16 protein-coding genes are annotated in these 19,639 nt (G+C 46.2%); 6 read left to right on the top strand and 10 right to left on the bottom strand.

The genetic code is table 11. The annotated features are described in order from the left end of the window. The first annotated feature begins 108 nt into the window (after nt 1-108). The 3 genes from AAEY87_RS11480 to AAEY87_RS11490 all read left to right on the top strand — a co-directional run bounded on the left by AAEY87_RS11480 (nt 109) and on the right by AAEY87_RS11490 (nt 2,880). Complete coding sequence (locus tag AAEY87_RS11480) at nt 109-1,137, top strand: methionine synthase (RefSeq protein ID WP_350657281.1); 1,029 nt, start codon at nt 109-111, stop codon at nt 1,135-1,137. 176 nt (nt 1,138-1,313) lie between these two features. Then, nucleotides 1,314-1,829, top strand: coding sequence for a flavin reductase (locus AAEY87_RS11485; RefSeq protein ID WP_350657335.1), 516 nt, complete (start codon nt 1,314-1,316; stop codon nt 1,827-1,829). Between the two features lie 217 nt (nt 1,830-2,046). After that, nucleotides 2,047-2,880 (top strand): sulfite exporter TauE/SafE family protein, encoded by an 834-nt coding sequence (locus AAEY87_RS11490; protein ID WP_350657282.1) that lies wholly within the window; start codon nt 2,047-2,049, stop codon nt 2,878-2,880. Nucleotides 2,881-3,048: 168 nt separating this feature from the next. Here AAEY87_RS11490 and AAEY87_RS11495 read toward each other — a convergent pair whose 3' ends face one another. From AAEY87_RS11495 to AAEY87_RS11515, 5 genes are all read right to left on the bottom strand, one after another. Beyond that, nucleotides 3,049-3,396, bottom strand: coding sequence for a hypothetical protein (locus AAEY87_RS11495; protein ID WP_350657283.1), 348 nt, complete (start codon nt 3,394-3,396; stop codon nt 3,049-3,051). 477 nt (nt 3,397-3,873) lie between these two features. Continuing rightward, a complete protein-coding gene (truC, locus tag AAEY87_RS11500) occupies nt 3,874-4,647 on the bottom strand; it encodes a tRNA pseudouridine(65) synthase TruC (RefSeq protein ID WP_068329804.1) in 774 nt (257 codons plus the stop codon). 805 nt (nt 4,648-5,452) lie between these two features. Continuing rightward, complete coding sequence (locus AAEY87_RS11505) at nt 5,453-7,081, bottom strand: BCCT family transporter (RefSeq protein WP_350657285.1); 1,629 nt, start codon at nt 7,079-7,081, stop codon at nt 5,453-5,455. Between the two features lie 163 nt (nt 7,082-7,244). After that, nucleotides 7,245-9,338, bottom strand: a complete 2,094-nt coding sequence (locus tag AAEY87_RS11510; protein WP_350657286.1) for an acetate--CoA ligase family protein — start codon at nt 9,336-9,338, stop codon at nt 7,245-7,247. Nucleotides 9,339-9,400: 62 nt separating this feature from the next. After that, complete coding sequence (locus AAEY87_RS11515; protein WP_020444489.1) at nt 9,401-10,567, bottom strand: acyl-CoA dehydrogenase family protein; 1,167 nt, start codon at nt 10,565-10,567, stop codon at nt 9,401-9,403. Between the two features lie 281 nt (nt 10,568-10,848). Between AAEY87_RS11515 and AAEY87_RS11520 the strand changes: the two genes are divergently transcribed. Genes AAEY87_RS11520 through caiE form a run of 3 tightly spaced genes read left to right on the top strand, consistent with a single transcriptional unit; the run spans nt 10,849 to nt 13,037 of the window. After that, the gene (locus AAEY87_RS11520; protein ID WP_068038552.1) at nt 10,849-11,634 is read left to right on the top strand and encodes an enoyl-CoA hydratase-related protein; all 786 of its coding nucleotides are present in this window, start codon (nt 10,849-10,851) and stop codon (nt 11,632-11,634) included. A 13-nt stretch (nt 11,635-11,647) separates the two neighbouring features. Beyond that, entirely contained in the window at nt 11,648-12,430 is a 783-nt protein-coding gene (locus AAEY87_RS11525) for an SDR family oxidoreductase (RefSeq protein ID WP_068038549.1), read from the top strand. Between the two features lie 16 nt (nt 12,431-12,446). After that, entirely contained in the window at nt 12,447-13,037 is a 591-nt protein-coding gene (gene caiE, locus AAEY87_RS11530) for a carnitine operon protein CaiE (RefSeq protein WP_350657287.1), read from the top strand. Between the two features lie 41 nt (nt 13,038-13,078). On the opposite strand, the gene AAEY87_RS11535 is transcribed toward caiE, so the two are convergent. The 5 genes from AAEY87_RS11535 to thiL all read right to left on the bottom strand — a co-directional run bounded on the left by AAEY87_RS11535 (nt 13,079) and on the right by thiL (nt 19,637). After that, on the bottom strand, nt 13,079-14,035 hold the full coding sequence (locus AAEY87_RS11535) for a GlxA family transcriptional regulator (RefSeq protein ID WP_350657288.1): 957 nt from the start codon (nt 14,033-14,035) through the stop codon (nt 13,079-13,081). A 402-nt stretch (nt 14,036-14,437) separates the two neighbouring features. Next, entirely contained in the window at nt 14,438-16,282 is a 1,845-nt protein-coding gene (gene glmS, locus AAEY87_RS11540) for a glutamine--fructose-6-phosphate transaminase (isomerizing) (RefSeq protein WP_350657289.1), read from the bottom strand. A gap of 175 nt (nt 16,283-16,457) precedes the next feature. Continuing rightward, nucleotides 16,458-17,840, bottom strand: coding sequence for a bifunctional UDP-N-acetylglucosamine diphosphorylase/glucosamine-1-phosphate N-acetyltransferase GlmU (glmU, locus tag AAEY87_RS11545; RefSeq protein WP_350657290.1), 1,383 nt, complete (start codon nt 17,838-17,840; stop codon nt 16,458-16,460). A gap of 156 nt (nt 17,841-17,996) precedes the next feature. Further along, nucleotides 17,997-18,578: a phosphatidylglycerophosphatase A family protein gene (locus tag AAEY87_RS11550; protein WP_350657291.1), complete on the bottom strand. Its 582-nt coding sequence runs from the start codon at nt 18,576-18,578 to the stop codon at nt 17,997-17,999. Between the two features lie 3 nt (nt 18,579-18,581). Then, complete coding sequence (gene thiL, locus AAEY87_RS11555) at nt 18,582-19,637, bottom strand: thiamine-phosphate kinase (RefSeq protein ID WP_350657293.1); 1,056 nt, start codon at nt 19,635-19,637, stop codon at nt 18,582-18,584. Nucleotides 19,638-19,639 lie beyond the last annotated feature (2 nt).

Here is a 19,639-nt window from a genome sequence, read left to right on the forward strand (position 1 = left end):
TTAGCGTAGGCTGGGTTAAAAACTCAGCCTACAAATAGTTCATGCTAAGTTGAGAGTCAGGTTAACTAATCGAAATATAAAAGACTAAAATATAAAAGAGTAATCAACATGGAATTATTATTACCAACGTCAACAGCGGGCAGCTTACCGAAACCTTCTTGGCTGGCAGAACCTGAGAAAATTTGGTCACCTTGGGCATTAGAAGGGGAGCAACTGCTTGAGGCCAAACAAGATGCGCTACGTTTGACATTGCAAGAACAAAGACATGCTGGGATAGATATTGTCAGTGATGGCGAGCAGACCCGTCAGCATTTTGTGACCACCTTCATTGAACATCTTGACGGTGTCGATTTTGAGAATCGTAAAACCGTTAAAATTCGTGATCGTTATGAGGCCAGTGTGCCGTCAGTCGTTGGTGCTGTCAGCCGTCAAAAACCAGTATTTGTGGACGATGCTAAATTTTTACGTCAGCAAACCGACCAGCCAATCAAATGGGCGCTGCCCGGTCCTATGACAATGATTGATACGCTATATGATGGTCATTATAAAAGCCGTGAAAAATTGGCTTGGGAATTTGCTAAAATCCTCAATCAAGAAGCCAAAGAGTTGGAGGCAGCTGGGGTGGATATAATCCAATTCGATGAGCCAGCCTTTAACGTGTTCTTTGATGACGTCAACGACTGGGGTATTGCCACATTAGAGCGTGCAATAGAAGGTCTAAAGTGTGAAACGGCAGTACATATTTGCTATGGCTACGGCATCAAAGCTAATAATGATTGGAAAAAGACACTGGGTTCAGAATGGCGTCAATATGAGCAAGCGTTTCCTAAACTGCAACAATCTAATATCGATATTGTTTCTTTAGAGTGTCAAAATTCACATGTACCGATGGATTTGATTGAATTGATTCGCGGTAAAAAAGTGATGATTGGTGCCATTGATGTAGCAACCAATGACATTGAGACGCCTGAAGAAGTTGCTAATACGCTACGCAAAGCCTTGCAATTTGTCGATGCGGATAAGCTTTATCCTTCGACCAACTGCGGCATGGCACCTTTGTCGCGCCAAGTGGCACAAGGCAAACTAAAGGCGTTAAGTGCAGGCGCTGCAATCGTGCGTCAAGAATTGACGGCTTAGGTTTTATTAACTCAGCTTATGCAAAATTGAATTCTTCTAGGCTGAGTTTTTAACTTGAATGATGCTTATTGAAGTTCAGTCGTTGAGGAAATTATATTTAAAGAATTTCCCTTTCGAAACTAAAATTGAAGCACAATTTTTTAACGTTTCTCAGGATTACAGCAATGATTAAAGATATGATTGAAGCCAACGATTTTAGAGATGCCATGTCTCTATTAACAACTGCGGTCAATGTTGTCACTACAAAAGGCCAATCTGGTCTGCATGGGTTTACCGCCTCTGCGGTATGTAGTGTCACAGATAGCCCGCCAACATTGCTAGTTTGTATGAATCAGGCAGCTCGGTCACATGCACATTTTCTTGAAAACAAAACATTAAGTGTCAATGTGTTAGGCGCCCAGCATGAATCCATATCCAATGCCTTCGCTTCTAAATTATGCTCAGAAGAACGATTTGAATATGGTTCTTGGACTGAGTTAGCCACAGGTGCCCCTGTTTTAGAAGATGCGTTGATCAGTTTTGATTGTGAGATTGAGGACATTCAAGAAGTTGGTACGCATAGTGTCTTTATGTGCCGAGTCGTCGCCATCAAACATGGCTATCAATACAGCGATCAACAGAGCGGAGCTAGTGAAAGCTTGGTGTATTTCAACCGCGCTTACCATCAAGTAGGTCAAGTAGAAATTGTTTAAGCTGACTTTCTGACATTGATTATTTAATTGTCATCTAATTATAGTCAGCTCAATATAAAGAAGATACAGTGAAACTGGTACAAATTTTTCTAGCTTGCTGTGCCTACGCCGACAGAGGCTACAAAAAATTCATTCTAGTTTCACGTTGTAAGATAACGTATCCATGTTATTTAGCATCGACTATAAAACTATCATTTAACCGAGAAGTAACTATCCTGTGGAATTAATCATTTTCTTAATAATAGGTGCTCTAGCAGGATTTGCTGCGGGGCTGTTTGGCGTGGGTGGTGGCACGATCATCGTACCGTTATTATTTATTGTCTTTACGCAAATGGGCTACAGTCCTGACAACATCATGCATTTGGCCTTAGGCACTTCATTGGCGACCATCATTGTCACTTCTATCAGCTCGTTAATGGCACATAATAAAAAGGCCGCCGTCATGTGGCCTATTTTTAAGAATTTAGCACCAGGCTTAGCGATTGGTTGCTTTTTGGGCGCGGGAATAGCAGGACAAATATCTGGGCTATATCTTCAGCTCATTGTGGGTGTGTTTTTGCTTTGGGTCGCTTATAAGATGTTTTTTGGTGGCAAAAAACAGGTCGCTAGTCATGCTAATGATGTCAGTAATGCCAACCATACTAATATAGAACTGCCTTCAAAACCCAAGCAATTAGCGGCAGGCGGAGTTATTGGCGTTGCTTCGGCCATTTTCGGTATCGGCGGCGGTAGCTTAACCGTGCCTTATCTCACCCGTTATAATGTGGTCATGCAAAAAGCAGTGGGCACGTCAGCAGCGTGCGGTCTGCCGATTGCCATTGCTGGCGCGTTAGGGTTTATGTTCTTTGGTATGCAACAGCAAGTTGACGTTCCTAACACCATTGGCTTTGTGCATATTTATGCGTTTTTAGGTATTAGCATTATGAGTTTTTTCACCGCGAAAATAGGCGCAAAAGTCGCTCATATACTATCGCCAGAAATTTTGAAGAAATGCTTTTCAGTATTGTTAACCGTCGTGGGATTTTACTTCCTTTACAAGGGGCTGGTTTGAGCATTTATATCGATGTATTCAAGATGCAAAGTTCACGAACGGAATTGTATTGCTTAGTACCGAAAATCGTGCCTAGTCTAATATAAGTAGTTCCATGACAACGGTCTACTTTGAGTAGTCTATAAATGTACCTACAGGCATATCAGACTGGTTCCCTTGGGGTATACCTTAACTAGCAATCTTACGAACTAGTAGAGTAAGTTTGTCTTTACCATTATCAACTGTAGCTTCCTTATCATAAGCGACGGTCGTTTCTTGTTCAGTAAGCTCGTCACCAACTTTAAGAGCCGTAATGACTTTAGCAGTATGCTCATTATATGGCTTTACTATCAGGTTATACTGAAACTCAGTGTCAACAGCGATTGATGCCATCTCCTCAGCATTTACAAGCATCACAGGTGAAGCAATTAACTCACCATCTTTAAATACAGAAGTAGAAACCTTATAGAAATCAGCAGCAAAGCTTGACCCTGACGCCAATACAGCAGCTAATAACAAACCTATTTTTACTTGCATCTTAATTTCCTTGTTTAAAATAAACTCAAGGAGTCAGCTATGATGTTTCTTAGCTAACTCTTTGAGTGAGTAATCAATTTACCTATTGGACAATGTTTGTAGCAAGCTAAAAGCTGGCTGTATCTCATGCATTCTATGACAGAAGCGCCATACATTGAAAGCGACATATTAATTCTTTAGTGCAAATGTCGGCGCGACCAAATAACTATTATCAAAGGCACGCAAACTTCTTAATTGATATTTAAAAATCTCGATGCATGTACACCACAAAGTACACTATCGCTATTTCAGTAGGTCAATGCATTGAATTACGTAGCGTACAACCAAGCTTTCAAGTCCTCACTAGGGACTCGAACCCTCAACAATAGGGCCAGTATTTGCAGCCTTTCTTATCTTAAAACCTGCTAACCACTGTAAATCCAGTATTTCGACTGCTTTGATATAACTCTCCAAGATCAACCCTAAACCTAACACTGCTTAAACCTCAGCACTCTCTACCCAAGAAAATTCTTTTAAAATGTTCATCCATTGCTCATCCAATTCTGCTTTTAGCAACAAGGGCTCACCAGTAACAGGATGACTAAGCGCTAAACTCTGGGCATGCAGTAGCATGCGCGTGCAACCATATTGACTACGAAAAAATCGATTGTGCCGTCCGTCGCCGTGGCTGGTATCACCCACTATATGATGGAATAAATGTCTCATGTGCCGACGCAGCTGATGCTTGCGCCCGGTCTCGGGTGTTAAGCGCATTAGACTATAGCGGCTAGTGTCATGCTTTTTTGACACAGCAAATGGCAGCTCAACTTGTGCCAAACGTCGCCAATGGGTCACCGCCTCTTGAGCGGGTTTGTCCAAGTTGGCAAACTTATCAGCGATGGCATCGGGCTTAAAGCTCAACGCATAATCAACGGTGCCCTGCTCTGGCATAAAGCCGCGCACCACGGCTAGATATTGCTTGGTAACTTTGTGTTCAGTAAAAGCCTCGGTAAGACTGCGCGCCACAGCTGAGCTCTTGGCAAACAACAACACGCCTGAGGTAGGCTTGTCTAATCTATGCACCGGAAATACATGGCAACCTACCGCATCACGGGTGAGTTGCAAGGCAAAGCGCGTCTCGCCTTTATCCAGCCAACTACGATGCACTAATAGACCAGCTTCTTTATTAATCGCCACCAGAAACTCATCTTCATAGATAATTTCTATTTGGTTAGCAGTGTCGCTTTCGATATCCATGTTTTCAGTGCCCATACTTTAGATACTATTACTTTAAATACTATTATTATATATCTACTATCTTTTATACATATCCTTTTTATCGCATCTGTAGTGCCATAATAAATTTGGACTGCGATTCAGAGAAAATACGCGGTACACCAATGAACAGTGATTAGAATCAACCATATGTAAGCAAGTTTGACGATCGTAAATACACTCTCAAAGACAGCTTCTTATTTCCATAAGAGACGTTATGGTAAATGGATTTAGACGTTAGTATTTTAATCTTTTTCAATGTGCTTGCCAGCTTAATATAATGGTTATATTGAAGTATCCCCAAATTATTGAGATTTTCCATTTTTTTTATTCAAAAAAAATCCTCCGCCATCTAGTTTATGTAAGGTGGCGGAGGATTCAGTATGATAGGTAATTATCTATCATACTAGAAATGTTCTAAATCCTTGATAAATATAGAAGCTGTAAATGGCTAATAATAATTAACTATCATTCTAGTTTAGTTAATCTTACTTATTGAGCTTAATATTTAGTAATTAGCTATCATACTGATGTTCCAATATTATTGACGGCTTCTATTTTAAATGCGGCGCTATATTTGATACGTTGGGTATCAAGATGCAGGATCTATTTTTTAGATTAATCGAGCTATCTCCAACTCCAATATTACCGAGAGCGTACTTGTGAAGAATGATTCGCTTAGGGCCCTCTGAACTCGGGAAGGATTTAAAAAGCGGGCTGAACTGTCAGTCTTGTTGCATTGAGTTTAAGGCTTCAGTTCTAGCTCGGCGTTGGCGAAGTCATCCGAATTAGAATTGAACACCTATTCTTTGCCGTCGTCGAGCGTCACTTTCTTGCCATCGTCGTACTGTTGTACCACTACAGTCTTTCCCTGAACCTGGCAGCGGGCGATGGCGTATGGAGAGAGTTCGGCGCCAAAGTCACGGTAGGCCCAGCGAACCAAAGATGCAGACATGATAATGAGTACTGGTATCATCGGTAGTGCTACCAGGATAGTGGAGGTCTGAACCGCTTTGAGGCCGCCAACGGATAGCAGCCCTACACCAACCAAGGCAAGCATAAGGGTCCACAAGATACGATTCCATCTGGCGGGCTCTTCATAACCGGTGAGTTCCTTGGTGCAGATAGATGCCAGCATGTAGGCGGAAGAATCTACAGTTGTGGCCAGAAACACAAAGCATAGCAGTGTGAATAACGGGATTACCAACCATGCTACTGGCAAGGTTTTCAAGATCGCTACGACTGTTGCCGGTATGCCATCGCTGCTCAAAATCCCCTGCAGATCGACTGCACCACTAAGCTGCAGGTCAATAGCATAACCGCCCCAGATTGCAAAGAAGGCCCAGCAGCCGAGGGTACCCCAGACTACGCCATTAACGATTATGTTCTTAATGGTACGACCGCGCGAGATACGTGCTACAAACAACCCCATCATAGGCGCGTAAGCGATCCACCAAGCCCAGTAGAAGATGGTCCAGCTCTCGGGGAAGCCACCCTTTGCCACTGGATCAGTCCAGAAGTTAATGCGAAAAAAATTATCTAAGAACAATCCTACACTGTTAGTCCAAAGGTTCAACAGAAAGATCGTTGGCCCCACAATCAAGACAAAAAACAGCAGCAGAAAACCTAGCGCCGCATTGATATTTGATAGCGTCTGAATTCCCTTGTTCAGACCGTTATAAACACTCCAGGCTATCATCGCGGTCCAGGCGGTCAGGATCCCCATCTGCAATCCAAACGAATCTGCCAGTCCGAACATCTCCTGAAAGAGGGCGGACACCAAAGGCACGGAAAGTCCCAGAGAGGTTCCCACACCACCGACTATCGAAAAGATAACAATGACGTCGATCAGCTTACCGATAGGGCCGTCCACCGCTTTTCCGAGTATACCGCGGCAGGCTTCGCTGAGGCGCAATACATTGACCTTGCGTACGTACAGAACATACGCCATAGGCAGGGCAGGCATCAGATACAGCGCCCAAGGCACTACGCCCCAATGGAACATCGGATACATGGCTGCCCATTCGGCTGCCTCAGTGGTGCCGCCTTCGATACCCAAAGGCGGGCCTGAGAAGAGGTAGAGCGGTTCTACAAAGGCCCAGTTGCAGATTGAGATGCCGATTCCTGCACAGAACAGCATGGCAATCCAAGGAACGGTCCTGAACTCCGGCTGCTCGTCGGGTGCGCCCATTTTGATCCGCCCCAGAGGGCCGTATGCAAGCCAGACCATAAAAAAGAAACTGCCGATTCCGGTTAGCAAGTAAAGCCAGCCGAAGGTGCCGGTGAACGAACTTAAAAGTCCATCAACAGCGGCTTTTCCCGCCTCCGGATATAAAGCAAGAGGAATGCTTGCAGCTAAAATAGCAATTATCGAAGACCAGAAAATTCCCGGGTCGATCGTTAATTTATTGTTTTTTTGAACGGTATTCATTACCTTTACCTCGCACGTAGTCCTTTAGGGAGGGGTACCTCAAGTTTTATTTGTTATTGCTTGAGGTAATTATTACTAGCACTGTCAATTATTGGTGCCTTATATTTTTCTAATGTTTAAAAAATCGTTTAAATAAAAGTGTGTGTGAACCGGTAGAAAGAAGCTACTGTTGTAATCGAACCAAGGCATCGGCAGCGACTGCACCTTTACCTTTAGGCCTGACCATCAAGGGGTTGATATCCAGTTCGGTAACACTGTTCCAGTGATCCATAGCAAAATCAGCTACGGCCATAATGGCATCTACTACGGCTTCCAAGTCGCCTTCCGGGTGGCCTCGAAAACCCCGCAGCAACGCGCTGCCTTTGAGTGATAGAACAGCCGTACTAGCGGCTTCGCGGGTAATTGGCAGCAGCATAATTGCACTGTCGTTGAGCAGGTTGACCAGAATGCCGCCCGTACCAACAATCAGTGCCAGTCCGAACTGTTCATCTCGTTTGAGGCCAATGATCAGCTCGCCAACAAAGTCTGAAATCATAGGTTCGATCAGAAAGCGGGCATCGGCGAGCCCCTGTTCGGCTAGGCGGCCCGCCATTACCTCAACAGCGCTGGCCACGGCGCTGCCATCTTTAAGATTGAGCATGACGGCCCCAGCCTCGGTCTTGTGAGCCAGCCTGTCGCTGACCCCTTTCATCACCACCGGGTAGCCAACTTCGTCCGCTGCTTCTACCACATCTGCTTTGTTTACACAGCGACCGCCGGGTAGTTGCAGGCCATAGCGGCCAACCAGTTGCTTAGAGGCCCACTCATCTAGCATCTTGCTCTCGCCTTCCACCAATAAAGGCCCGCGCAGAAGTAATTGCTCAGGGTCATCCATTGCGGCCACTTGACGGCGGCGCTCGCCATAACGCACAAGCCGTGCCAACGCTGCAACACCGTCTTTCAGGCTTTGCAATGGTGCAATACCAGCTTTCGCTAACCGCTGGCGGGCGTTCTCCGGCATTAGTTCGCTGAGGTTAGAGATCACGGCGCAGGTCTTGGGGTGGTTGGCGTGAGCGGCAATTAAAGAATCAACCGCCACTTGCCATTCGTGATCGTCACCAATGCCCTGTTTGGGGAAGTCTAACGCTAATACGGTAGCGTCACAGTCGCCCTCCATCATAATGCCAAATACCTCGGTACAGGCTTCAAGGTTGCCCCAAATCGAGGTGTTGTAGTCTAAGGGGTTGGAAAGACTGGCAAAATCGGGCAACCATTCACCTAGTTTTTGTTCCTGTACCTTGGATAAGCTTGGTAGCTGAAGCTTATAGTGATCCAGACTATCGGCTAGCATGGCGCTATCACCGCCGGAGCAGGTCAGCACGCCGATACGATCCCCTTTGGGAAGTTCGCACAGAGAGGCAATCTTCAGGGTTTCAAGCAGCTCAGACAAAGAGTGCACACGAAGGATGCCCAGCCTATCAAACATTGCCTGATACATATCATCAGAGCCCGCTAAGGAGCTGGTATGACTCATGGTCAGCTGGGTGCCGATCTCCGAAGTGCCTGCCTTGAGCACTACCAGAGGAACGCCTTTCTCTAAAGCCTTCAAGGCCGCACGGCTGAACGTTTCAATATCTTTTAACCCCTCGATATAAAAACCGATGGCGGTTACACGATCGTCTTCGAGCAGTGGCTCGATATAGTCGCCTGCGCCTAATACTGCCTGATTGCCAACGCTGATTACATGGGTGATTGAAAGTGAGCGGCCGTGCATGGTCAGATTCAGCGCTACGTTACCACTTTGGCTGATGATAGCGACGCCTTTATCGGTACGCTCACCACAAAGGCGGTCCGGCCATAACGCGACGCCGTTGGTAAAATTTAGCAAGCCATAGCAATTGGGGCCTACTAATGCCATATCTCCGGCCGCTTCTATCAGTGAGTCTTGCAGTTCATCGCCATTGTTGCCTACCTCAGCAAAGCCAGCGGCGTAACAAACCACGCCGCCGCACCCACTTTTATTCAGGTCGGCGACGGCTTGAACCGTCAGCTTAGCATTGATGGATACGAACGCCGCGTCAGGAGTGCCAGGTAAATCATCAATGCTGGCGAAACAGGGTATATCAGCGATTTCATCGTACTTGGGATTAACCACCCATATTTCGCCATCAAAGCCGATGTCTCGAGTGTTTTGGATAGGAAGTGCCAGGTTGGAACCGCCAATAAATACAATACTGCGCGGTGAAAGCAGTCGTTGAAGATTTTCTTGTTTTGTCATGATTAGAAACCTTATAAGCCCAAAAAAAGAGTTAGGGCGCGCTCGTGCGAGCCCTAGGGGACTTACCAACCAGTGTAAATATCGAGGCCACGCTTCTTAATTTGGCCGCTGATAATGACACGTTGGATTTCTGAAGTGCCTTCCCAGATTCGGTCGACTCGGGTGTCACGCCACAAACGCTCAACTGCTTGTTCACGCATATAACCGCGACCACCCAGAATTTGTACAGCCTTGTCGCAAACTCGGCCCACCATTTCGGAACAATACAGCTTCAATGCTGCCGCTTTGGCGTGATTAAGCTTGCGGTCGCTGGTCTGGTCGATTTCCCAGCTCAGTCGGTAGAGCATAGACTTGGCGGCCATGATTTCGACGCCCATATCAGCCAGCATGAATTCGATCGCTTGAAAGTTATTAATTGGCTGGCCGAATTGGATGCGTTCGGCGGCAAACTTGTTTGCTTCTTCAGCGGCTCGAATGGCGCCACCAACGCAACGGGCTGCTATTCCTAGGCGCGCTTCAACAAACCAATCCTTGGTCATATCGTAGCCTTGGCCGATTTCGCCCAGAATTTTGTCTTCTCCAACAATCACGTCGTTGAAGATGTACTCAGGGTGCTTGAACGCAAAATGGTGGGTATAAAGCGGTGTACGTTTGAGCTCTACACCAGGCAAGTTCTTTTCAACAAAAAATACGGTGGGTTTGGTTGAATCACCATCTACGTGAGCGTGTACCAGAATATAATCGGCAATGTCTCCGATGGTTACGAACCACTTCTCACCGTTGATTTTCCAGCCACCCTCGACCTTGTCTGCACGTGTCATGCACTGAGTCGGGTCAGAGCCTGCATCGGCTTCAGTAATGGCATAGGCGTCGCGACGTTTGCCCTGACAAGTCGGGATTAAATATTCTTCTTTTTGCGCCTGAGTAGCGAAGCGCATGGGATAAGAGGGATACCAAAGCGCGTCCCAGATGGCGCCAGTGGCTTTGCCTAGTTGCTCGTTGAGAATGGTCTGTTCAAAGATACTAAAGCCTTGGCCGCCATCTTCCTTGCTATGGTTTGGTGCGTTAAAGCCCCACGCCAATGTGGCATCGATAATCTTTTGGTGAGTTTCACGGCTGATGCCGTCATTTTCTTCACACTCCATTTCATGGGGGAAGAGAACGGTTTCGGTAAATTCTTTGGCTTTTGCCTGCAGTTCAAGATGCTCTTTGGAAAGATTAAAATCCATTGTAAAGTCTCCAGGGAATGTTAGTGTTGATGATGATGTGCCGTTTGTTTACGGGCCTAAACTATTATTTACTCTACGCAGGAGTGCAAGGGTGTGGTTGACCAAAAACGACGTATTTATCGTGAAATACGACAATGAACGGTGTTGTTTTGTGGCGTAAAATCTGTTCTGTCGTTTTGGTGCATTTTTATGACGATTTTGTGCAATGGGTATATCGGGCTTTGCGCTAAGGTGGTGGCAATGGAACAACCAATACAAAAACAACAGAGGGATTGAACAACATGTCAGTGTCTGTACATACCGAACACAGGGGCTCAGCGTTATTAATCACCTTGAATCGCCCCAAAGCTAATGCGATAGACTGCGCCACAAGTTTTGAGCTTTACGAGGCCTTGGCTGAATTTGAGCAGAACCCTTCTCTTCAGGTTGCGATTATTACTGGAGCCGGCCAACGCTTCTTTTCAGCGGGATGGGATCTTAAAGGCGCCGCCGCGGGGGAAGCGGTAGATGCTCACCACGGCCCTGGTGGTTTTGCCGGGCTGACCGAACTTTTCAGTCTGACCAAGCCTGTTATTGCCGCCGTTAACGGCATGGCAGTTGGTGGTGGTTTTGAACTGGTTTTGGCCTGCGATTTAATCGTGGCAGCTGACCATGCTCAGTTCTTCCTACCCGAAGCTCAGATTGGTATTGTCCCTGATTCAGGTGGTGTGTTTCGTCTGCCCAAGCGGTTGCCTCGAGCAGTTGCTATGGAGATGCTACTAACGGGTAGTCGCCTGAGTGCAGAGGAGGCTCTGCGGTGGGGATTAGTGAACGCTGTTGTTGCCCCGGACGAATTGATAGCGACGGCACTGGCGCTGGCCGGACGAGTCGCTGCAAGTGCTCCCTTAGCTCAACAGGCAATCATGGAACTAGTCTCCGCCGGAGAATCAATTTCCGTGCAGCAAGCGTTTGAACTTCAGCGTAGTGGATCGCTGCCGGCTTACAAACGCATGCTTCAATCACAGGATGCCGAAGAAGGCAGCAATGCTTTTGCGGAAGGCCGCCCCCCAATCTGGAAAGGGTGTTAAAAGGAGATAGGTTATGGAAAATATATTTAGAACTGATTTGTTTGCCGGTAAAACGGTTTTGATAACCGGTGGCGGGAGCGGCATTGGCTTGGCAATAGCTCGTAATTTCGGCACTTTGGGGGCTCGGGTGGTGATTGCGGCTCGAGACCAGGAGCGATTGATTGAAGCGGGACAGAGCCTGCGTGAGGCTGGTGTCGATGCGATCGAACTGGCAGTCAATATCCGCGATAGCGACTCTGTGGCAGGTCTAATAGAACAGCTGGAGCTACAGGGAATTGGTATTGATGTATTGGTTAATAACGCTGGTGGACAATTTGCTGCGCCTGCCCTAGAGCTCTCTGCCAATGGCTTTCGGTCGGTTGTTGACCTTAACCTCACCGGCACTTTTCTTATGTGTCAGGCTTTTGCCCGGCACTGTATGAACCGTAAGCTACCCGGATGTATCATTAATATTGTTTTGTGCCAGGCCAACGGGCTGCCCGGTATGGCGCACGCGGGTGCTGCCAGAGAAGGTGTCGTCAACTTAACCCGAACTTTAGCTTGGGAGTGGTCAAATCTTGGTATTCGAGTGAATGCCGTGGCACCGGGCACTATTAAGACTGAAGCATTGGATCAGTATGACCCAGTTGCGCTGCAGGATGGCATCAATAAGCTACTGATAAAGCGCATGGGCTTACCCGAAGAAGTTGCTCAATCAGTAGCTTATTTGGCATCACCTGCTGCTAGTTTTATCACCGGCACATGTCTCGCCCTGGATGGTGGTGAACACTTGACAGGCGCGTCTCCGCAACGCTAATCAAAGGATGAATTCTATGCCCTGTTATGAGTTTGAAGGTTTGATTCCGGTGGTGCATCCCAGTGCTTATGTTCACCCCACAGCAGTGCTAATCGGTGATGTGATTGTTGGCCCTAATGTTTACATTGCCCCGCTAGCATCTCTGCGTGGAGACTATGGCCGCTTAATCTTAGAGGATGGTTCCAATCTTCAGGACAGTTGTGTGATGCATGGATATTGCGACACCGACACCGTTGTTGAGGCTAACGGCCATATTGGGCACGGCGCAATTCTTCATGGCTGCATAGTAAAGCGTAATGCGCTAGTGGGTATGAATGCGGTAGTGATGGACGGTGCCATTATTGGTGAGGACAGCATAGTTGCCGCCGGCAGTTTTGTTAAGGCCGGCTTTAAAGGGGCACCCCGCCAGTTGTTGGTAGGTTCGCCTGCCAAAGTAATTCGTGAGGTTAGCGAACAGGACTTGCATTGGAAAGGCCTCAATACAAAAGAATATCAGGCGCTGGTCTGGCGCTCAGCCGCGAGCATGAACGTGGTTTCGCCACTGCTGGAGATGGAAGCGGATCGCCCTAGACTCAAAGGAGTGACCGTCGTACAACCCAAAGTATGAGACAGAATCAAAGCGATATATTCAAGATTTTTTGATGCATGTCAACGGTCTTCACTCGGGCTGCGAGCGAACTGTTTGCGGTAGCTTCGGGTGAAATGGGGAGCTGAATTGAATCCGCAGATGATTCTGATTTCAGAAATGCTCAAGCTGGACTCTTTCAGCAACTGTCGAGATCGTTCTAGCCGCAACTTCATGTAATAGCCAGAAGGTGAATCGTTCAGAAAACTGCGAAACAGGCGTTCCATCTGCCGAACGGAAATGTGGGCGTATTTTGCCAGCTCTTTGGTGGACAAGGGCGACTCCAGATTTGCTTCCATCTTCTCCAACACGCGCAGAAGGCGTGGATGGTATATTTTGAGCCGTGCGGATAAGTCGATGCGTTGCTTGTCCGATTTCTGACGGATACCACTTTTTATAAACTGTTCACAAACCTTGATTGCGAGAGCGTGGCCGAGCTCTGTCTGAATGATATAAAGCATCATATCGATGGCAGAGGTTCCGCCGGCACAGGTGATCAGATTGTGCTCCACTTCAAACAGCTCGTTGGTGAGTTCCAGTTCGGGATGATCTTCCTGAAAGGAAGGTGCTGCTTCCCAGTGCAGGGCTATTCTGTGCTTTTTCAGAAGCCCGGCTGCAGCCAGAAGGTAGCAGCCGGTGTCTATGGCACCGATTAAAGAACCCACGCGGTGGAGTTTTCTGAGCCAGGCCACGGTGTCGTCCCGGATATAATCTTTCGGATTAAAGCTGGAGCAGACAAAAAGATTAAGGGGGGTTGCGGTATCCCGGATAGCAACCGTTTGTTGCAATGCCAGTAGGTTGCTCGCTGCCACCGGTGGGCCGTCCTCGGAAAGCAGTTGCCAGCGAAAAATCTCGCGGCCGGCAAGGCGGTTGGCTACTCGCATTGGCTCAATGGCAGACATCAGGGCTACCATTGCGTATTCAGGTAAAAGCAGAAAGGAAATGGTAAAGGCGCCATCGTTATCAGGATTTAGGATCATAGTGATAAGCCAAGTTTTACTGAATACTATAACAGACAACGGAACATGTAAGTATCTACATCAGATAAATTTATTTGCCCCCGAATTCAGTTTTTTAGGCTAAATCCATTCAGTTATTTCTCATCTAGCTTGCTTGCCAGAAAGCAGTGATGATTGGAATTCAGAAATGAGCACAGCCCTTTGTTCAGAGGGTATAGTCGAAACGGAGTTTGTGGCACAGCCAGCTATCAGCACAGCGGATAGTGGGAGAATAGCAAAGATAATCTTCAAGTTACATCGGGTTCTTTCTACTCTTGTTATTCACAAAAAAATCCTCCGCCATCTAATTTATATAAGATGGCGGAGGATTCAGTATGATAAGTAATTACTCAATGACAATATGCTTTTTAGTGAAGGATAAACCTACTCAACAGTAACCGATTTTGCCAAGTTACGTGGCTGATCGACGTCGGTGCCACGCATAACAGCTACATGATACGACAACAGCTGTACAGGGACACTATAAACGATCGGTGCTAGTATTTCGCAGACATCCGGTACATAGACCACGTGCAAGCGATCTTCTGCAACCATTTGGCTGGCTTCACTGGCGAATACAAACAGCTCACCGTGGCGCGCATGTACCTCTTGCATGTTGGCTTTGAGCTTATCAAACATACTGTCTTTCGGTGCAAGTACGACGATTGGCATGTCTTTATCTACCAATGCCAATGGACCGTGCTTAAGCTCACCTGCTGCGTAACCTTCTGCATGGATATAAGAGATTTCTTTCAGCTTAAGCGCCCCTTCCAAGGCAATTGGGAACTGCAAACCACGACCCAAGAACAAACAGCTCTTTTTCTCTTCAAAGCTTTCACTCATTATTTTAATAGGCGCATCAAGCTTTAAGCTGGCATGAAGCTGACCAGGTAGCTTATGCAAGTTTTCTAGCAGCGATGATAAACGCTCATTATCGATACGATTTTGTACGACTCCAATCTTCAATAATAGCAGTACTAGCGCTACAAGCTGGGTAGTAAAGGCTTTGGTAGAAGCTACACCAATCTCAGGTCCTGCAAGCGTCGGCAAGAAAATATCAGTTTCGCGTACTAGCGATGACGTCGGCACGTTACATAGCGCCAAGCTCACTAGCCCTGTTGGATTATGCTTTTGAATTTCACGTAGTGCCGATAAGGTATCAGCGGTTTCGCCAGATTGTGAGATACAAACAACTAGCGAGTTATCAACAACTACAGGATTACGATAGCGGAACTCACTGGCGATTTCGACCGAGCAGGGCAGACGTGTTAAATTCTCAAACCAATACTTTGCAACCATACCCGCGTGATAGCTGGTACCACAAGCGAGTACTTGGATGTGTTGAATACCAGCAAGCTTTATTTCGTGACGCTGTAAAAAGTCATCACGTAGCTTAGTTGTTTCACCGTTATCTACCGCCATCTCAACCGTCCGGGCAACTGCGTCTGGCTGCTCATAGATTTCTTTAAGCATATAATGCTTAAATTCGCCTTTATCTGCATTATGCTGCTTGGCATCTATCTCATGAATTTTGCGACTAACTTCTACGCCGTCTGCATAAACACGAATACTATCACGAGTAATGTTGGCAATATCGCCTTCTTCTAGATACATAAAGCGGTTGGTGACTGGCAATAACGCTAACTGATCTGAGGCAATAAAGTTTTCACCGATACCTACGCCAATCACTAATGGAGAACCCAAGCGTACTGCAATCAGCTCTTCTGGGCTATCGACATGAACAATACCAAGAGCGAATGCGCCATGTAATAGTGGAATAACAGCGCGAACGGCTTCTAGTAAGTCAGACGTCTCTTGATAGATATCATTAACTAGATGGGCGACTACTTCAGTATCTGTTTGAGAAGTAAACACATAGCCTTTGGCGATCAAGTCTTCTTTTAGCTCAGCATAGTTTTCGACGATACCGTTGTGGACTACCGCGATTTTACCTGAGACATGCGGGTGAGCATTACGTTGAGCAGGCTCACCATGAGTCGCCCAGCGCGTATGTGCAATACCGATATGACCGTCAAAATTTGCTGGATCATCAGCGACCGCATTGACCAATGCCAATACTTTGCCGACTTGACGTTCGCGATGTAATTCACCGTTACGAATGACAGTCAGACCAGCGGAATCATAACCTCTATATTCCAGACGTTTGAGACCTTCAAGTAAAATATTAGCGATATTACGCTCAGCAACTGCGCCTACAATTCCGCACATAGCTATTCCTTAATTTAGATGTATGATGATATTAGGTAAATTAAATTAATAAGTAATAAGGGTGACAATATTGATTTAGATGTTGGTTTATCAATACGCCCTAAAATTAGTAAGCAGCACCACAAAAATTGCCGCGCTGCCTAAGTTTGCCCAAACATCGCTGTCAGTAGCTTAACTATTTTGACTTTTTAGTCGGACGTTGGAAGTCAGCCTTTTGAACCTGACGAGCACGGCCTAAGCCTAGAGCATTACTATCAACATCATTGGTAATCACAGAACCAGCAGCAATAGTAGCAGTATCACCGATCGTTACTGGTGCCACTAAACTAGCATTCGAGCCTATAAAAGCATTATCTTTAATGATGGTTTGCGATTTATTGACGCCATCGTAATTACAAGTAATAACACCAGCACCGACATTAACGTCAGCGCCTACGGTTGCATCACCAACATAGCTGAGATGATTAATTTTACTGCCATGACCAATCGTTGATTTTTTGATTTCTACGAAATTACCCACTTTACTGTTATCGGACAATACTGTTTCAGGACGCAAGTTTGCAAAAGGCCCAATGTCAACGCCAGCACCGACTTCAGCACGATCAATGACGCAATAAGGTTTAAGATGGCAAGCATTACCAATTTGCGCGTTTTTGATGATACAGCCGGCTTCGATATAGACATTGTCACCTAATGTACAATCACCCTCGAATACCACACCAACATCGACGAATACGTCCTGACCTGCTGTCAATGTGCCACGGATGTCGACACGAGTAGGGTCGGCAAACTGTACACCAGCTTCTTGCAAGTCAGCTACTAGCTTGTTCTGCCATGTGCGCTCTAAGCTGGCAAGCTGTTGACGGTTATTGACGCCTTCAATCTCAAACGTATGCTCAGGCTCAATGGCAGCAATCGTAACGCCATCAGCGACTGCCATTTTGACAATATCAGTCAGATAATATTCTTGTTGTGCATTGTCGTTTGACAGTTCAGGCAAATATTTATGCAACAATGCGTTATCAACGCAGTAAATTCCACTATTGATCTCTTGGATACTTTGTTCATCTGTATTGGCATCTTTTTGCTCGACAATAGCTTCGATGTTTCCTGATGCATCACGCTTGATACGACCAAGCCCAAATGGGTTATCTACGGTTAATGTCAGCATAGACATACCGGCAGTATTGGCCGCTTGTAATGTCGCCAAGGTCTGGCAGCTTACTAATGGTACATCACCATATAAAATAAGGCTTTGACCGTCTTTTGGTAGTTGCTCTAAAGCAACTTTAACGGCATGGCCAGTTCCTAACTGTTCAGTCTGTGCGACCCACGTAATTGGTAGGTGCGCATACTTATCATCCATCGCAGTTTGTACTTGATCGCCACCAAAGCCATATACGACGATAGTCTTGGCTACGGTTAATTCATCGCAAGTATCTAGAACATGACCAAGTAAAGGTTTGCCTGCCAATGTCTGTAAGACTTTTGGCTTTGCAGACTGCATGCGCGTGCCTTTTCCGGCAGCAAGGATAATTACAGAAAGGGAATTTGTCATAATTACTCTATAGTAGGTGTAACAAAATATAAGGATATTATAACGCAAATGTCGGGAAAATACATATTCATTTAAGTGAATATTATGGAGCTTTGTTATCGTCGAGTTTAGTATGATGAGGTAGTCTGTAACATTATTATTCTAAACAGCAACTATCTACGCTAACATGCCGAGCATAACAAATATCCATACGACAGCGGCCATAATACCAGCGATGATGTCATCAAGCATAATACCAAGACCGCCTGCGACCTTCTTATCTGCCCAACCAATCGGTGGAGGTTTAATAATATCAAAAAAACGGAAAAGCACAAATGCGACGATAAGGGCGATGATAGATAAACTTTGCGATATATCTTGCCAAAAGTTTGCTGCCGTGAGACCCATATAAGAGAAAGGTAATAAGGTAATCCAAATACCTGCCCATTCATCCCAAACAATATGCGGATCATCATGACCTTGCATCAGCTCAGATGTGCGACCGCATATCCAAATACCTATAATGCAGGATAAAATGGTAATAATCAAAAATGGGACAAACCCTAAGCTTAATAGCGGTATGGCGACGATTAATCCACCAACCGTTCCCCAAGTACCAGGGGCACGGCGGGGCAGACCACTACCTAAACCAATACCAAGCCAATAAACCACACGATCAAGCATGCTAGCATTTGCTGGTAGAGGTGGGCAGTCATTGGCTTTGCTGATATCAGGCTTAGATAGGTCATGATCGGTCATGGATTAACCTGCAAAATGTTGGTAACCAGTAAGATTGGGCCATGTAGAGAATGGTGCGGGATGAGTCGGTGTTACTGGCTGGTTTTGATAGAAAATTTCTGGACGTGACTTTTTTGGAGATAGATTGGTTGATGCATCTGTGCCAGCGTCTATCTTATCTACCATTGCTATAACCTCGCCAATACAGGTGACTGGAGTGTTGCCGCTATTATTAACAGGGGGCTCAATATGAGCAGGTAGGGTAAAGGCCAATTCGTAATCATCACCACCAGCCAGCTGACATAATAAGCGCTCAGATAAATCAACGCTTGCTAACGGTTTGCTAGTAGGTAGCTGCTCTAGATTAATCCGCATACTAACGCTGCTCTGCTGACAAATATGTCCAAGATCTTGATAAAGACCATCAGAGATATCTATCATCGCGGTGGCGCCAATTTTGGCTAATGCTGCACCTAATGCAATACGCGGGGTCGGCATGTGCAGACGATGCGCCAGCTCCACGCCTTGAGCGTTGTCAGGATACTTTAAGGCATAGGCGGCATCGCCAAGTGACCCTGATACATAGACTTTATCGCCGACTTGCGCGCCTGAGCGGTAGACTGCTGGCGTGTCTGCGGCTAGTAGTCCTTGCGCGCTGACACTAAGTATTAAATTATCGCTGCGCGTGGTATCACCACCAATAAGGGTGACACCGAATAATTGACAAGCATGAAATAAGCCTTTGCCAAATTCAGTAAGCCATTGCTGATTGGCTAATCGTTCTGGTAATGCCAATGCTAGTAGAATGCTATGCGGTGTCGCGCCCATAGCAGCAATATCTGAGACATTGACTGCCACTGCTTTATAACCAATGGCAAATGCCAGCTCGTTAACTTGATCCCAATCGGTACTAAAATGTCGACCTTGAACTAAGGTATCAATACAGCTAACTAAGCGTGCTCCTGTGGGTAATGCCATTACTGCAGCATCATCGCCAATGCCCTTTTCAACATTATAAGGCGATGACTGTGCCGCTTGCATTTGTGAGAATATACGCTCAATCAGCTCAAATTCATTCATGG

The sequence above is a fragment of the Psychrobacter sp. S1-30-MNA-CIBAN-0213 genome, from assembly GCF_040309845.1.
Taxonomy (GTDB): Bacteria; Pseudomonadota; Gammaproteobacteria; order Pseudomonadales; family Moraxellaceae; genus Psychrobacter.

What these genes read in the sequence shown, in the direction of transcription:
- AAEY87_RS11495 (WP_350657283.1), bottom strand. Translation starts at nt 3,396, where the DNA reads ATGCAAGTAAAAATAGGTTTGTTATTAGCTGCTGTATTGGCGTCAGGG.
- AAEY87_RS11520 (WP_068038552.1), top strand. Translation starts at nt 10,849, where the DNA reads ATGTCAGTGTCTGTACATACCGAACACAGGGGCTCAGCGTTATTAATC.
- AAEY87_RS11535 (WP_350657288.1), bottom strand. Translation starts at nt 14,035, where the DNA reads ATGATCCTAAATCCTGATAACGATGGCGCCTTTACCATTTCCTTTCTG.
- glmU (WP_350657290.1), bottom strand. Translation starts at nt 17,840, where the DNA reads ATGACAAATTCCCTTTCTGTAATTATCCTTGCTGCCGGAAAAGGCACG.
- AAEY87_RS11505 (WP_350657285.1), bottom strand. Translation starts at nt 7,081, where the DNA reads ATGAATACCGTTCAAAAAAACAATAAATTAACGATCGACCCGGGAATT.
- truC (WP_068329804.1), bottom strand. Translation starts at nt 4,647, where the DNA reads ATGGGCACTGAAAACATGGATATCGAAAGCGACACTGCTAACCAAATA.
- glmS (WP_350657289.1), bottom strand. Translation starts at nt 16,282, where the DNA reads ATGTGCGGAATTGTAGGCGCAGTTGCTGAGCGTAATATCGCTAATATT.
- caiE (WP_350657287.1), top strand. Translation starts at nt 12,447, where the DNA reads ATGCCCTGTTATGAGTTTGAAGGTTTGATTCCGGTGGTGCATCCCAGT.
- AAEY87_RS11480 (WP_350657281.1), top strand. Translation starts at nt 109, where the DNA reads ATGGAATTATTATTACCAACGTCAACAGCGGGCAGCTTACCGAAACCT.
- AAEY87_RS11525 (WP_068038549.1), top strand. Translation starts at nt 11,648, where the DNA reads ATGGAAAATATATTTAGAACTGATTTGTTTGCCGGTAAAACGGTTTTG.
- AAEY87_RS11515 (WP_020444489.1), bottom strand. Translation starts at nt 10,567, where the DNA reads ATGGATTTTAATCTTTCCAAAGAGCATCTTGAACTGCAGGCAAAAGCC.
- AAEY87_RS11510 (WP_350657286.1), bottom strand. Translation starts at nt 9,338, where the DNA reads ATGACAAAACAAGAAAATCTTCAACGACTGCTTTCACCGCGCAGTATT.
- thiL (WP_350657293.1), bottom strand. Translation starts at nt 19,637, where the DNA reads ATGAATGAATTTGAGCTGATTGAGCGTATATTCTCACAAATGCAAGCG.
- AAEY87_RS11550 (WP_350657291.1), bottom strand. Translation starts at nt 18,578, where the DNA reads ATGACCGATCATGACCTATCTAAGCCTGATATCAGCAAAGCCAATGAC.
- AAEY87_RS11485 (WP_350657335.1), top strand. Translation starts at nt 1,314, where the DNA reads ATGATTGAAGCCAACGATTTTAGAGATGCCATGTCTCTATTAACAACT.